Annotated in this window: 12 protein-coding genes; 4 read left to right on the top strand and 8 right to left on the bottom strand. The window is 32.3% G+C overall.

What is annotated here, in order from left to right:
• Positions 1 to 259: 259 nt before the first annotated feature.
• Positions 260 to 4,756, top strand: coding sequence for a LamG-like jellyroll fold domain-containing protein (locus Q0891_RS08940; protein ID WP_299100864.1), 4,497 nt, complete (start codon positions 260 to 262; stop codon positions 4,754 to 4,756).
• A 56-nt stretch (positions 4,757 to 4,812) separates the two neighbouring features.
• Here the strand turns inward: Q0891_RS08940 and hisS are convergent, their stop codons facing one another.
• Positions 4,813 to 6,195 (bottom strand): histidine--tRNA ligase, encoded by a 1,383-nt coding sequence (hisS, locus tag Q0891_RS08935; RefSeq protein ID WP_299100862.1) that lies wholly within the window; start codon positions 6,193 to 6,195, stop codon positions 4,813 to 4,815.
• 178 nt (positions 6,196 to 6,373) lie between these two features.
• On the opposite strand from hisS, the gene Q0891_RS08930 reads away from it, so the two are divergent.
• Complete coding sequence (locus Q0891_RS08930; RefSeq protein ID WP_299100861.1) at positions 6,374 to 7,615, top strand: ABC transporter permease; 1,242 nt, start codon at positions 6,374 to 6,376, stop codon at positions 7,613 to 7,615.
• Between the two features lie 11 nt (positions 7,616 to 7,626).
• Positions 7,627 to 7,806: a hypothetical protein gene (locus Q0891_RS08925; RefSeq protein ID WP_299100859.1), complete on the top strand. Its 180-nt coding sequence runs from the start codon at positions 7,627 to 7,629 to the stop codon at positions 7,804 to 7,806.
• Here Q0891_RS08925 and Q0891_RS08920 read toward each other — a convergent pair.
• From Q0891_RS08920 to rpsF, 5 genes are all read right to left on the bottom strand, one after another.
• Entirely contained in the window at positions 7,803 to 8,279 is a 477-nt protein-coding gene (locus tag Q0891_RS08920) for a DUF6495 family protein (protein ID WP_299100857.1), read from the bottom strand. The genes Q0891_RS08925 and Q0891_RS08920 overlap by 4 nt on opposite strands.
• Before the next feature lie 46 nt (positions 8,280 to 8,325).
• Positions 8,326 to 9,198, bottom strand: a complete 873-nt coding sequence (locus tag Q0891_RS08915) for a glycerophosphodiester phosphodiesterase family protein (RefSeq protein WP_299100855.1) — start codon at positions 9,196 to 9,198, stop codon at positions 8,326 to 8,328.
• A 138-nt stretch (positions 9,199 to 9,336) separates the two neighbouring features.
• Positions 9,337 to 9,798 (bottom strand): 50S ribosomal protein L9, encoded by a 462-nt coding sequence (rplI, locus tag Q0891_RS08910; protein WP_299100853.1) that lies wholly within the window; start codon positions 9,796 to 9,798, stop codon positions 9,337 to 9,339.
• Between the two features lie 12 nt (positions 9,799 to 9,810).
• Positions 9,811 to 10,110, bottom strand: a complete 300-nt coding sequence (gene rpsR / locus Q0891_RS08905; RefSeq protein WP_173280593.1) for a 30S ribosomal protein S18 — start codon at positions 10,108 to 10,110, stop codon at positions 9,811 to 9,813.
• Positions 10,110 to 10,460 carry a 30S ribosomal protein S6 gene (gene rpsF, locus Q0891_RS08900; RefSeq protein WP_299100851.1) on the bottom strand — a complete coding sequence of 117 codons (351 nt, stop codon included), beginning with the start codon at positions 10,458 to 10,460 and terminating at the stop codon, positions 10,110 to 10,112. Before rpsF ends, rpsR begins: the two co-directional genes overlap by 1 nt.
• Before the next feature lie 213 nt (positions 10,461 to 10,673).
• On the opposite strand from rpsF, the gene Q0891_RS08895 reads away from it, so the two are divergent.
• Positions 10,674 to 11,369 (top strand): LytTR family DNA-binding domain-containing protein, encoded by a 696-nt coding sequence (locus tag Q0891_RS08895; RefSeq protein ID WP_092443855.1) that lies wholly within the window; start codon positions 10,674 to 10,676, stop codon positions 11,367 to 11,369.
• Positions 11,370 to 11,444: 75 nt separating this feature from the next.
• Here the strand turns inward: Q0891_RS08895 and priA are convergent, their stop codons facing one another.
• Complete coding sequence (priA, locus tag Q0891_RS08890; RefSeq protein WP_299100849.1) at positions 11,445 to 13,898, bottom strand: primosomal protein N'; 2,454 nt, start codon at positions 13,896 to 13,898, stop codon at positions 11,445 to 11,447.
• Between the two features lie 75 nt (positions 13,899 to 13,973).
• Entirely contained in the window at positions 13,974 to 14,957 is a 984-nt protein-coding gene (locus tag Q0891_RS08885) for a T9SS type A sorting domain-containing protein (RefSeq protein WP_299100847.1), read from the bottom strand.
• Positions 14,958 to 14,968 lie beyond the last annotated feature (11 nt).

Here is a 14,968-nt window from a genome sequence, read left to right as displayed (position 1 = left end):
TTTTCGACAAGATTTAATTTTACTCTATCAAATACATCATAAGCACTAAGAAGTACATTATCAACTTAATAGAATCATGGATTAGACGATTATTTAATTAAGATAAGATTTTACATAATTGGACAAAAAAATCACTAAATGATTCATGTTGAGTTAATAAAAATTCAAAAACGAATGCATTTAATCGTATTTATTTGCATTTTATAGATAATTCTTGTAGGTTTGTCGAAGAATTAGTCCCAAGCTAAAAAATCTACTTATGAAAATTTCGATACTTCCAATAAAATGGAAATATATCTTATTTGTATGTGCTATTCATTTAACCAGCTTTTCGTTCTCACAAGATTTTAAAGTTCAAGGTAATTCAATTTCAATTGTCAATGGAGATATAACACCAAATATTAATGATCTTACAGATTTTGGTTCTTCGGATGTTGGTTTTCCTATATCACATACATTTACAATCGAAAACCTAGGAAATTCAGATTTAAATATATCAAATATATCATTGTCTAACACTACTGACTTCTCCATTATAGGTGCAAGCTATTCTAGTCCTATTTCAGTATCTAATACTACAACATTTACCATTCAATATAATGCTGTAAATAGTAATCTAAATACAGCTATAGTAACTATAAATAGTGATGACTTAGACGAAAACCCATATGAATTTACCATTATTGGCCAATCCAATCAAAACTGTTTTGATAGTGATGGTGATGGCGTTTTTGATAATGTAGATATTGATGATGATAACGATGGAATAATGGATACTGACGAGGAATTAGCGTGTCAGAACTCAAATATTGCTATTTCCACAAATTATAAATACTTAAATGAAACCTTTGGAGTTGGTACCAATAGAACTACCATTAATACGACCTACAATGCTGCAACATCATATAACTTCGAAGATGCTGCAGGAGAAAATACAGACCACAATTTAAACGATGGTGAGTATACGGTTTATTATAAAGCCGGAAATGGTGATGGTGTTAATCAAACTCCAAATGGCGAAGTAGCTGCTTGGGCAGATTCTGTTTGGTATACAGGAGAAGATCATACACCAGGAGATAGCAATGGTAGAATGGCAATGTTCAATGCTTCTTACGATACAGGATTATTTTACACAGCGAGTATCACAGGATCCTTACCTAATGTACCGATTACCTATAGTTTTTGGGTACTTAATTTAGATACCTCAACAACCAATAATATTGATAGTAGGCTGAGACCAGATATTCGTGTGGAATTTAGAGATATTAGTGGTAATTTATTAGCAGGATTAACGACTGGAGATATTCCGCCTTCTATTAATGGAGATCCAGAAAATAGTTGGCATAATTTCTCTGCCAATTTAACATTCAATGTATCTGAATTTAATGTATTCTTTTATAATAATGAAACTGGTGGATTAGGAAATGATTTAGCTATAGATGACATTTCTATTGTGCAAACCTTATGTGATACAGATAATGATGGTATCGCAAATGTTTTTGATTTAGATTCAGACAACGATGGAATTCCTGATATTGTTGAAGCTGGTTATGGTAATTTAAGTAATGGTCAAGCATTAATTTCAAATTGGGTAGACTCTGACGGTAATGGAATGCATGATACTTTAGAAGGCTTAACTATTCTTGACTCTGATAACGATGGTACTCCAAATTTTATTGATTTAGATAGTGATAATGATTCAATCTTTGATGTTGACGAATCTGGTGCTGGAAACTCTAGCAATACATCCTATCAAAATGGTGATGGCGATATTGATGGTGATGGCGTTGGTGATGGACCAGATACAGATTATGTAAGAGAGAAAGATTATGACTCTGATGGCACAATAGAATTCTTTGCCGATGGTATTTTAGATATTTATGATTTTCATAATGGAAACACAATGTCTAGTGCATATGGAAATACAAACCAAGGTAATGGAAACACCTATTTTGTATTAGATAGTGATGCAGATAGCATACCAGATTATATAGACACTTACAACAATAACACTAATATTTACGACATCTCCCAGACTTTATATGCCGATTTAGATGCTAATGGTGATGGTGTTATTGATGGTAGTGTAGACAATGACAATGACGGCATTGTAGATACATTTGATACTGATGATGATGCATTTGGCTCACCCAGAAACTTAGATAAAAAACTTCAACTTTATTTTGATGGTAGAAACGACTATATACAAGATCAAAATTTATTCAGCGGTTGGCCTCAAATTTCATTAATGGGATGGATTAAAATTGATTCTGAAAGTGCAGGAAGACATAGCTATTTGTTTGGGCAAAACAATTATTCTATGAAAATTAGAGACGATGGTCGTTTGCTTACCGTAGTTAACGGAAAAAATATAAACAGTTTAGAATTGCCCACAGATCAATGGGTTCATGTCGCTTCAACATATAGTGATGATGCCAATAGCATTAAAGTTTATATCAATGGCGAACTCGTTACAGATTTAAACTTAGATGAAGGTGTTCTTGATGCTGATACTACGCCTTTTTACTTAGGAAGACGACATAATGATTTAAGCCCATTATTCTATCAAGGCTATATGGACGAAATAAGACTTTTTAACAAAGCATTATCAGAAGATGAAATTCACAAAATTGTCTATCAAGAAATTGAACAAAACGGAACTAATATAAGAGGAACAGAGATTCCAAGAGATGTTACAGATTTTATCAATACAGAAAATATAAATCCTTTACTATGGTCTAACCTTGTTAAATATTATAGGTTAGATAACTTTAAAGGCGATGTCACTGATAACTTAACAACATCAACTATTGATTCAGGTTTTGGTGCAAAACTTTATAATATTAAACAAATTGAACACCAATCTGCGCCAATGCCTTTTATCACTCAACAAAGTGGATCTTTAAGTGATGCTGTAAATAGTACTGAGGATGGTGTTGTTGGGCAAGATGCTATAATCTACGATTGGTCTATTGTAAAAATTTTACACAATGATGTAATGTTTGACGATAGGCAGAAACATTTAGGTCTGTTTATCAATGAAAAAGACGCTAACGACAACCCCATAGAATATCATGTAAATAATGATTCTGAACTCAACGTTTCTTGGTACTTAAAATTAGATGGATTTATAGATTTAGAAAATGAATCACAACTAGTACAAGGAGAAGACAGTTTATTAGACGATAATAGTATTGGTAAAATAGAACGCGATCAGCAAGGAACAGCCGACACTTACACTTATAATTATTGGTCATCACCAGTAAAACGTCAAAATTCAACTGCTGTTAACTTTAGAATTACTGACATTATGCAAGATGGTTCTGATGCAGATGACCCTATTGACATTAATTTTTCTTCTTCAGGCTATAATGGCTCAGAAGGAGATCCTATTAAAATCGCGGATTATTGGATTTGGAAATACGCAAACCTACCCACTGGAGACTATTCCTCTTGGCAACATATAAGACGTACGGGCAGAATTTATCCTGGAGAAGGCTTTACTATGAAAGGTCCAGGGACAGGCTCTAATTCAACACCTCAAAATTATGTGTTTTCCGGTAAGCCTAATAATGGAGATATTAACCTTACACTAGCTGCAGAAAATGACTATTTAGTAGGTAACCCTTATCCTTCTGCAATAGATGCAAATATTTTTATAAGAGACAATGGTCCAGAACTTTTACCTAATGATGCTTCCCAATCAAATTCGGAACCTAGAATAAGTGGTACACTTTATTTCTGGGAACATTGGGGAGGAGGCTCTCATGTTTTACAAGATTATCAAGGTGGTTATGCAACTTACAACTATTCTGGTGCAGTTGCAGCAGCCTATAAAGCAGACAATCATCCTGGATTAGCACCAGGAGAAACACCTACCAAAGAACCAGGACGCTATATACCTATTGGACAAGGCTTTTTTATTACTGGTCAGTACGCTGGAACAATTAATTTTAACAATGGACAGCGTATTTTCAGTAAAGAAAATAGCACATCTGTATTTTTACGTAATGCTTTTTCAGATACTTCAGCAACTGATGCAGAAGCTGAAGATGGCTTAATTGAAGATGATCTTAGAATGAAATTTAGAATCGGTTTCAAGTCCGTAAACACTATAAAACGACAGCTATTACTAACAATAGACGAGAATACTACAACTGGTGTAGATTGGGCTTATGATGGTTTACTAAATGAAGTCCAAATTGATGATATGTTTTGGAGAATAAATGACCAAGCCTATATCATTCAAGGAAGTAATGAAGCTGAAGTTACAACAACATATCCTCTAGGTATTAAAACAAATACAGATGGTGTTAATACAATAAACATTGATAAATTAGAGAATGTGCCAAATGAGTTTAATGTTTACTTACATGATATAGATTTAGATATATATCATGATTTAAAAGCAAGTAACTACAACATATTTTTAACTGCTGGTGAATATTTAGATCGTTTTGAAATAACTTTTGGCACACAAGAAGAAGCCTTAAGTATAGATGATATAGCAGAAAACAGTATAGATGTTTTATACTCAAATACGCTTGATAAAATTGTGATAGCTAATCCTAACCTAATAGCATTAAAATCTATGACGTTATTTAATATATTAGGTCAATTGGTTTACACAAATACCAACATTGAAGAAAATTCATATTCAGAATACAATATAAAGAATTTAAGTACTGGAACTTATATTATTAAGCTCCAGACAGAAACGGGTTCATTTGTAACTAAAAAAGTTATAATAAAATAAGAAATTGTTTTTAGTTGATGATAAGAAGTCTCAATCTCTGATGGTTGAGGCTTTCTTTATTTTAGCTTGGTCAACAAATCATTAAAAGTAACTTCTTGTTGTTCACCAGACTCCATATTCTTCAATGTAAACACCTCTGAATTCAACTCCTGGTCACCTACTAAAACTACAAATGGAATATTGCGACGATTCGCATAATTCATTTGCTTTTTCTTTTGTTTACCAGAAATTGCAGCATCAGGAAACAACTCGGCTTTTATACCTTCTGCTCTCAATTTAGTTACAGCACCTAAACTATACATCGCTTCCTTATCTCCAAAATTGATAAATAAAACCTTCGTAGAATCTGTAATAGTATCTGGAAACAAATTCAATTCTTCTAAAACCAAATAAATTCGGTCCAAGCCAAAGCTAATACCAACACCACTCATATCTGTTAAACCAAAGATTCCTGTAAGATCATCGTAACGACCACCTCCACCAATGGATCCCATTTTTACACCTTCGGGCGCTGAGACTTCAAAAATAGCGCCTGTATAATAATTTAAACCTCTAGCTAAGGTAACATCTAATTGTAAGATGGCTGTTTTTAATTTTAAGTTTGAAATGGCCGTATTTATAAATTCTAATTCTTCAATACCTTTTAGTCCAATTTCGGATGCACTTAAAATAGATTTTAAACTTTCTATTTGGTCTCCAAAATCGCCTTTTAATGTAAATAAAGGTTGAAGCTTAGTTATACCGTCTTCAGAAATACCTTTACCTCGCATTTCTTCTTTTACTTTCTCCTCGCCTATTTTATCTAACTTATCTAAAGCGACTGTAAAATCGATGAGTTTATCTTGTGCACCAATCACTTCTGCAATACCAGATAAAATTTTTCGGTTATTGATTTTAATGGTTACACCTTCTAATTTTAAAGCTGAAAAAACCGCATCATAAAGCTGAACAAATTCTACTTCTTGAAACAACGATTTAGAACCTACCACATCTGCATCACATTGAAAAAACTCTCTAAACCGTCCTTTTTGTGGACGGTCTGCTCTCCAAACAGGTTGAATTTGGTAACGTTTAAAAGGAAATTCTATATCATTTTGGTGCTGTACTACGTAACGTGCAAAAGGCACTGTGAGGTCGTAACGCAATGCTTTTTCTGAAATTTTAGGCGTTATTTTAACTTCAGACTTAGCATTATAATCTTCATCAGAAATCTTTTTTAAATACTCACCACTATTCAAAATTTTAAAAATCAAACGATCACCTTCCTCTCCATATTTTCCCATTAAGGTTTCTGAGTTTTCAAAACTTGGTGTTTCAATAGGTTGAAATCCAAAAATCTGAAACTGTTCTTTTATAGTTTCCATTATATAAGAACGTTTTGCAACCTCTGCTGCATTAAAATCTCTTGTACCTTTTGGGATGCTTGGTTTTTGTGCCATGTTAACGTCCTGCGAAAGCAGGAATCTCTTTTAGTGAAACTTAATTTTGAACTTAAAATTCAACACAAAAATATTATATTTTTCAGAGGTCTTATAAAGATATCTTCATTTTATAGTAACTTTATACGGATTAAGTAGTCTTATACTTAAAACAACCCAACTAACGCGACTAAAAACTATGTTTTCATTAGCTAGAGAGAATATTAGAATTGCCTTCGACTCTATAAAAGGTCAATTACTTCGTACTATATTAACGGTTTTAATTATTGCTATTGGGATAATGGCTTTAGTAGGAATTTTAAGTGGTGTGTCTGCTCTAGAAAATACGATTACTAGTAATTTTTCTTCAATGGGTTCTAATACATTTAATATTCAGCGTTACGAATTTACCAACCAACGTCAAAGCAGTAGAGAACGTCAAAAAATTAATCCGGTTATTGATTATCGTAATGTAAAGGCTTTTGAAGACAATTACAATTACCCATTTACTAAAGTTGCAGTTTCATTTATGGGCACTTTTGCCGCTGAGGTAAAATATGAAAGTAAAAAAACAGATCCTGAAGTTGCCGTATTGGGAGCTAATGAATATTATATAGAAAATTCTGGTTTAGAAATTGAAAATGGTCGCTCACTCAATGTTTTTGATGTAGATAACAGTAATGCGGTTTGCGTTATTGGTAGCGATCTACAGAAAGCTTTATTTCCTGATGATAATCCTATAGATAAAACGATTAGCATTAGAGGTTCTAAATTTAAAGTTATAGGTGTATTAAAAGAAAAAGGATCAACGTTTGGCAATAATCAAGATTTAAGAGTATTTATGCCAATTCAAAAAGCACGCTCTATTTTTACGAATGCTAATATTAACTACAACTTAAGTGTAAAAGTTGATAAAACTGATATGCTAGAATCTGCACAAGAAGAAGCTATTTTAACCTTTAGAAATATAAGAGGGCTTAACCCAATTGAAGATAATGATTTTGGTATAGAGCGCAGTGACGATTTACTTAATCGTGTGGCAGAAAATACAATGGCATTATATATTGCTGCATGGATTATAAGTATAATTACCATTTTTGGATCTACAATTGCTCTTATGAATATAATGCTAGTTTCCGTGAGCGAACGCACGCGCGAAATTGGTGTAAGAAAAGCACTTGGTGCAAAGCGTAAAACTATCGCATTTCAATTTTTTATGGAAACCATAATAATTGGTCAACTTGGTGGAATTTTAGGCATCATTCTAGGTATTTTAATCGGTTGGGCTGTTGCCAATGGTTTTGATCTTGAATTTTCTACACCTTGGGTCGCCATGATTTGGGCTACAAGTATAGCATTTATTGTTGCTGTTGTATCAGGTTTATATCCAGCTACAAAAGCAGCGAAACTAGATCCTATTGAGAGTTTACGTTATGAGTAAATAAAAAAATTATGAAAACATTCTTATTAAAACTAAACTCTTTTATCAGGAACATTCTCTTAGATGATGTTGATAAACCGTATGATAAACCATTGCCTTACCATCGTAAATTTGGTTCTGTAGAAAGACAGAAAAAAGATATTAAACAAAAGCGTTACATTGAACAAAAACAACAATCTGGTGGCATTTAAGCTCCTTTAACCAAATTAGCAAAGTACTCAAACAATTCTCCTTTAGTAATGTTTGCGCCAGACTGAATCATTTTAAATATATCTAAATACTTATCGTCTGAATAGTCTTTTTTAGCATTAAAAAACTCCACAGATTCAGATAATAAATTATCGCGTAACCAATTAAAACCTTCTTTAGTTGTAAAATCTACACGTTTATTTTCAATTCTTAGGGCAATTAAACGCATGCTATTTTCATTGCACTGAAATAAGTGAATTTGTTGTGGCGAAATATGTTCTAAATATTGAACTTTCTGTAAAACACCTAACCAAACCAAATCGCTAAATACGTCGAGCTCTTGCTCTGCAGTTTCTGGCTTATTCTTTTTAATGTCTTCCCATTCATCACCAGTAATGGATTGTGTAGCTAAAAAATTAATGAATTCTTGGTGTAATTCTTCAAACTGTTCTTTCGTTAATCTTGAATACTTCATTTCAACATTGTTTTGTCATTCTGAACTTGTTTCAGAATCTATTTATTTAATTATTTATAGCTTTATATGCAGCAAAAGGTCTATCTGTTGCTAAAACATCTGCACCTAGCGCTTTCCATTCCATGTAAATATCATCTCCTCTAGCCTCTGCTCTTTTGTCTAAATTTCCTAAAGTACCTAACATACATACAATATTATAATCATGTAATCTCTTAAACAAAGAGGCACCAGATAAGCGCGTACCAGTGAATGCAAGCATATTATCTGTCGGTATTTCAGTTTTTAATAACCTATCGAATTCTACGTCGTTTCTGGCAGAAACTGATAACAATAAATCTGGAGCTAATTGGTAAGCGGTTTTGGCTTGGTCAATGTTATAGGTAATTATAATACTAACGTCTTCTGCTGCCTGCTTTTTGATTTCATTTATTACGGTCTCTTGACTAACTGTTTTTTTAATATCTACGGTTAAAACCACATTGTTTTCTTCACACCATGATAAAACTTCAGAAAATAGAGGAATTTTAAACTCAGTCTCGTTGCCAAAATCATCAACTAAATTAAATTGTTTTAATTCAGCATAAGTTAAATCCCCAACTTTACCGCTGCCATTAGTTGTTCTGTCAATAGATTTATCATGCAACAATACCAGTTGACCATCTTTAGTCTGTGCTACATCTACTTCATAAATAGCATAAATACTGTCGTTGATATACTTAATGGTTTCTAAGCAGTTTTCAGGATAATTTAAAAGTCCTTTTCCGCCACGATGCACACTAATGTTGGGATAATCTGAATGCGAGGCCTTAAAAAGTTGTATAAGATTAGACGCTTTGGTCTCGGAAATAGTTTTTTGTTCTGTGCCTTGTTTACAGCTAAAAACCGCACAAATTAGTAATAGGTAGAGAAAATTTTTCATAATAAATCAATTTTATGACCATTGTGATAAATGAATTCAGCTAGGTCAACGGGAAAATATTAATTGTGTTCTGAAAAAAAAATTACAAAAAAACCGCTTAGTAAACTAAACGGTTTTTAAAAATTGTATTAAGTAAGATTATGCGTCAGCAATAACATCGAAAGTTAAATCTACTGTTACTGATCTGTGTAATCTAATTGCAGCTTCATACTGACCTAAACGCTTAATGTTACCACCTGTAATAGCGATAAACTTTTTGTCAACTTCATGACCAGCGTTTTTAAGTGCAGCAGCTAAATCCATATTGGTAATAGAACCAAATAATTTATCTCCAGCAGTAGCACCTGTACCAGCTTTAGCTGTTATTTTAATATCTAAACCTCTTAATCCTTCAGCAGTTTTTTCTGCATCAGCAATAATAGATTTTTCTTTAAAAGCTCTTTGCTTTAAAGTTTCTGCTAATACTTTTTTAGCAGAAGAAGTAGCCATTACAGCTTGTCCTTGAGGAATTAAAAAATTTCTACCATAACCGTTCTTAACAGATACAATATCGTCTTTAAATCCTAAATTATCAACGTCTTGTTTTAATATAAGTTCCATTGTTATGATGTTTTATTTTAATAAATCAGCTACGTATGGCATTAAAGCTAAATGTCTAGCTCTTTTTACCGCTACAGATACTTTTCTTTGGTACTTTAAAGAAGTTCCTGTTAAACGTCTTGGTAATAACTTACCTTGTTCGTTAACAAAACCTAATAACCAATCTGCATCTTTATAATCTACATACTTGATTCCAGATTTCTGAAAACGACAATACTTCTTAGTCTTAGACGTCTCAATATTTAACGGTGTTAAATATCTAATTTCTCCGTCTTTCTTTCCTTTTGCTTGTTGTTCTATTGATGACATAATTACGCTTTTGCTTTTGCTTTTACTTTAAGTTTTTCTCTTCTTCTCTCAGCCCACGAAATAGCATGCTTGTCTAATTTCACAGTTAAGTAACGCATAAAACGCTCATCACGTCTAAACTCTACTTCTAAAGGTTCAATTACTTCTCCAGCAACAGTGTACTCAAATAAATGGTAAAAACCACTTTTTTTGTTTTGAATTGGGTAAGCTAATTTTTTTAAGCCCCAATCTTCTTTTGATACCATCTTAGCTCCTTTAGAAACGAGGAAATCCTCATATTTCTTTACTGTCTCCTTTATCTGATCTTCAGATAAAACGGGATTTAAGATGAAAACAGTTTCATAATGATTCATAATAAATAATTTTGTTTATTGTTAAAACGGCTGCAAAAATACATATTTATTATATAACTGACAACTAGTTTCCCAACTACTTTTAAACCTAGCTTTTTACCCATAAAAAACGATAAAAATTAATGTTAATTATTACGCTTTGTCGGTAATATTTGTTTTTTAACCGAATTTATCGTACTATTGTCGATATCTTAACCTAAAATTAATAATGTTATGACTTTAAACTGTGTAGTTGTTGATGATTCTGCGATTCAGCGTCTCTCTATTGTAAAGTTAATTGAGAATCATTCCTCACTTAATCTTATTGCAGAGTACAGCAGTGCGTTAGAAACAAAAAACGGTCTTAATACTCACAAAGTAGATCTTATCTTTCTAGATATAGAGATGCCAGTATTAAACGGTTTTGAATTACTAGATGTACTCAACAACAAACCCCAAATTATCTTTGTTACCGGTAAAACCGAATATGCTTTTAAAGCATTTAATTATGATGCCACAGATTATCTTCAAAAACCTATTACTAAAGAACGTTTTAATACTGCCGTAGAAAAAGCTATTGAGCAGCACAAATTAAAACTGGACTTTAATGAAACGGATGGCGAACATATTTTTGTAAAAAGCAACCTTAAAAAACGTAAAGTTTATATTAAGGATATTAAATGGATTGAAGCTCTTGGTGATTACGTAAAAGTAGTTACTGAAGAAAACAGTCTCGTGGTTTTATCTACAATGAAAGCTTTTGAAAGCGAATTACCAGAAGGTAAATTTTTAAGAATTCATAAATCTTATATTGTGAATCTCGATAAAATTGACCGATTTAACAGTAAAAATGTTGAAGTTGGTGCTTACGAAATCCCATTGAGTCGAAATAAAAAGACTCAATTAGTTGATGCTTTAAATAACATGTAGAAACATTACATAAACATTTTAAGCATTACATTATAATTTTAAAGAATCCTAAACTTCGGTTTAGGATTTTTTGGTTTAATAATTATCTACATTGATAACCACTCTAACTGGTCTAAAATCTTTGACAGCATTAAAACTATTATCAATCTTTCTTAAAACCTCTTTTGTTTTACCTAAGGATTGCTGCTGCGGAATTTTTATTAAAATATTTTTGTGATATAAATTTCTAATTCGAGATACTGGTGGAAATTCTGGACCCAAAACATTAGATTTAAAATACTGTTTTAATGATTTGGCATACCAATCTGCTGCTAAATTAACACGATTGTAATCCTTATGTTTAAATGTTATTTTAATTAATCTAAATATTGGTGGATATTTAAAATTATAACGCTCATTCATTTGTTCTGCAAACATTTCTTTATAAGAATTAGTAGAAACCTGCTGTAAAATATTATGATGTGGATTATACGTTTGTATCAACACTTTACCTCTCAAATCCGTTCTACCTGCTCTACCAGAAACTTGTGCCATAAGTTGATAACTGCGCTCGTGAGCTCTAAAGTCTGGAAAATTAAGCAAGTTATCTGCATTCATTATACCAACGAGTTTTACAAATCTAAAATCTAATCCTTTGGTTAACATTTGCGTACCGACCAAAATATCAACTTCACGTTGTTCAAAACTGTTTATTATTTTCTCAAAACCGTATTTACCTCTTGTGGTATCTAAATCCATTCGAGCCACCTTTTTATCGGGAAATAGAACTTTAACTTCCTCTTCAATTTGTTCGGTTCCAAAACCTTTGGTATCTAAAGTAGAATTACCACAAGCTTGACAGCTTTTTAGCATAGCCGAATTATAACCACAGTAATGACATCGCAACTGATCTCTGTATTGGTGATAGGTTAAACTCACATCACAATTAGGACATTGAGGCGAAGTTCCGCAGGTTGTACATTCTATAATTGGCGAAAAACCTCTTCTGTTTTGGAACAGTATAATTTGAAAGCCTTCTTCTAAGGTTTCGGTCATTTCTTCAATTAATCTATCGCTAAAATGACCTTTCATGCGTTTACGCTTGTACTTATCTGCTAAATCTACCAACTCAATATCTGGCATTAGTACATTATTGTAACGTGTGTTTAATTCTACCAAACCATATTTTCCTTGGCTGGCATTAAAATAACTTTCTAAACTTGGTGTTGCGGAACCTAAAAGTGTTTTTGCTTTAAAAATATTAGCTAATACAATGGCTGCATCTCTTGCATGGTAACGAGGTGCAGGATCAAACTGCTTGTAAGATTGCTCGTGTTCTTCATCTACAATGATTAATCCTAAATTTTTAAAAGGTAATAATAACGACGAACGCGCACCAATAACAACCTGAGCTTTATCAGAATTAGAAAGCATATTTTGCCATACTTCTACCCTCTCGTTTCCAGAATATCTAGAATGAAAAACAGCCACTTTCTCTCCAAAATAATCTTGAAGCCTATTGACCAATTGCGTAGTTAGTGCAATTTCAGGTAATAAATACAAGACTTGCTTACCTATTTCTAGTTGTTTTTGAATAAGCTGAACATAAATTTCTGTTTTACCAGAAGACGTTACACCATGCAATAAGGCTACTGATTTTTCTTTAAAAATAGTTTCAACCTCATCATATGCCTTTTGTTGTGCTTCACTTAAACGTTTAGCGTCTTCATTACCTTCGCCTTCAAATTGTACGCGATCTATTTTAATATGATATTCTTCTAATATCTGTTTATCAATTAAAGTTTTTATAATGCTTGAAGACGCTCCACTTCGTTCTGATAAATCTGAAACTTTTATAGGCTGATTTAGGGACGCTTCCATGGTAAACAATGTTAATACCACTTCTCTTTGCTTAGGAGCACGACTCAATTCTTCTAACAACTCTTGCAACTTGTTTTGAGTTTTATGATTGTGATGCAACTTTACATAGCGTACTAATTTTGGCGTATACTTCTCATAGAGTTCTTCTTGTAGATTAAGAACACCCTTCTCAACTAAACCATTAATTACTGGCAATACACGTTTTTTATCTAAAATTGAGACAACATCATTAATTTTAAGTGATGATTGATGTTGTAAAGCCTCGTAAATTAAAAATTCGTCATCCTTTAATTCCGATTCACTAATCTTTACTTTTTCGTTTTTAGAAATAATAGTTTCACTTTCTAACAAAAAAGCATTTGGCATTGCTGCTCTTAAAACCTCACCAATACTACACATATAGTACTTAGCTATCCACTCCCAATGCTTTAATTGGTTTAAAGTAATTACAGGTGTTTCATCTAAAATTTGATGAATGGTTTTTGCATCATAAGCCGTTGGTGGATTTTGATGAATACTATAAACTAAAGCCGTATAAATTTTACTTTTACCAAAAGGTACGGCCACACGCATACCTAGTGATAAATATTGAGATTCTGCTTCAGTAATATGATAGGTAAATGCCTTTTGAAGCGGAATGGGCAAAATGACGTCTATAAAATGTAGCATACATCAAAAGTAATGCCTTTAAATAAAAAAACCATCTCGATTTGAGATGGTTTTTTAACATAACTCGCCAATTGACTATTGCTTTACTATCTTAAAGGTTGCTTTTTCATTTTCAGTAGATAAACTTAATATATATATACCACTTTCTATATGCCCTAACTCTAAGTTTCTTATGTCTTCTTTAGTTGAATAAACCTCTTTTCCTGTAATGTCATAAACAGAAACCTCTTTAAAAGTTACAGCTCTAGAAGCCTCGAAATTTATTGTGTTTATAAACGGATTAGGGTTAACATTTATAGAATTATATAAACTTTCATCTGTACTTAATTGACCACTTATTGTAAATATTTCGCAATCGTAAAGTGACCAATTTTCATCTTCATTTTTGGTTCTTACACAAAAAACATGATCTCCCTGAGACAATCCTGTAGTGTTTACATTAATAACTCTACTTAGTGATGGCTCAGATGGGTTAACACTTACATCAGTAAGCCCATTTATCTCTGAATCAACATAGTATTGAAATGCAATAATATTGGAAACTTCACCAATAGCTGAGATATAAATTAGTTGCCTATCATATAAACTCCATTTTTCCTCAGAATTTTTAACTCTAACATATAAGATATGAATGCCAGAATCTAAGTCCGTGGTTGAAATTGTGGATGTTACTATAGGATTTGCCTCATTAGGTATACTTAATGACATATTATCGCCAAACCCAACATCTTCATCATCAAAGAAATACTCTGCAGCTACAATTACTGAATTTGAATCTGTATTGGTTTTTGAAACATAGACCCATTGCTTGTCGTTTAAACTCCATCTTCCAAGATCATCTTTTACTCTAAAAGTTATTAAATGTACACCTTCTTCTTCTGCTGCCATAGAAATAGTATAAGATTGATTTATACTACCAGTATTTGCATTAACACTTAAGGTATTTCCCATTCCGATCCCTGGATCTTCATCTATAAAATACTCAGCAGATGTTATACTCTGAGCTTTAATATTACTTACAAATAGCGTAATACAAATAATAATATATATTCTTCTCATATTATTATCTT

Source organism: uncultured Winogradskyella sp., from assembly GCF_947498005.1.
GTDB lineage: Bacteria > Bacteroidota > Bacteroidia > Flavobacteriales > Flavobacteriaceae > Winogradskyella.
This window is presented reverse-complemented; position numbering and strand designations above follow the sequence as displayed.

Coding starts and splice junctions, on each gene's coding strand:
- Q0891_RS08940 (WP_299100864.1), top strand. CDS start 260: ATGAAAATTTCGATACTTCCAATAAAATGGAAATATATCTTATTTGTA.
- hisS (WP_299100862.1), bottom strand. CDS start 6,195: ATGGCACAAAAACCAAGCATCCCAAAAGGTACAAGAGATTTTAATGCA.
- Q0891_RS08930 (WP_299100861.1), top strand. CDS start 6,374: ATGTTTTCATTAGCTAGAGAGAATATTAGAATTGCCTTCGACTCTATA.
- Q0891_RS08925 (WP_299100859.1), top strand. CDS start 7,627: ATGAAAACATTCTTATTAAAACTAAACTCTTTTATCAGGAACATTCTC.
- Q0891_RS08920 (WP_299100857.1), bottom strand. CDS start 8,279: ATGAAGTATTCAAGATTAACGAAAGAACAGTTTGAAGAATTACACCAA.
- Q0891_RS08915 (WP_299100855.1), bottom strand. CDS start 9,198: ATGAAAAATTTTCTCTACCTATTACTAATTTGTGCGGTTTTTAGCTGT.
- rplI (WP_299100853.1), bottom strand. CDS start 9,798: ATGGAACTTATATTAAAACAAGACGTTGATAATTTAGGATTTAAAGAC.
- rpsF (WP_299100851.1), bottom strand. CDS start 10,460: ATGAATCATTATGAAACTGTTTTCATCTTAAATCCCGTTTTATCTGAA.
- Q0891_RS08895 (WP_092443855.1), top strand. CDS start 10,674: ATGACTTTAAACTGTGTAGTTGTTGATGATTCTGCGATTCAGCGTCTC.
- priA (WP_299100849.1), bottom strand. CDS start 13,898: ATGCTACATTTTATAGACGTCATTTTGCCCATTCCGCTTCAAAAGGCA.
- Q0891_RS08885 (WP_299100847.1), bottom strand. CDS start 14,957: ATGAGAAGAATATATATTATTATTTGTATTACGCTATTTGTAAGTAAT.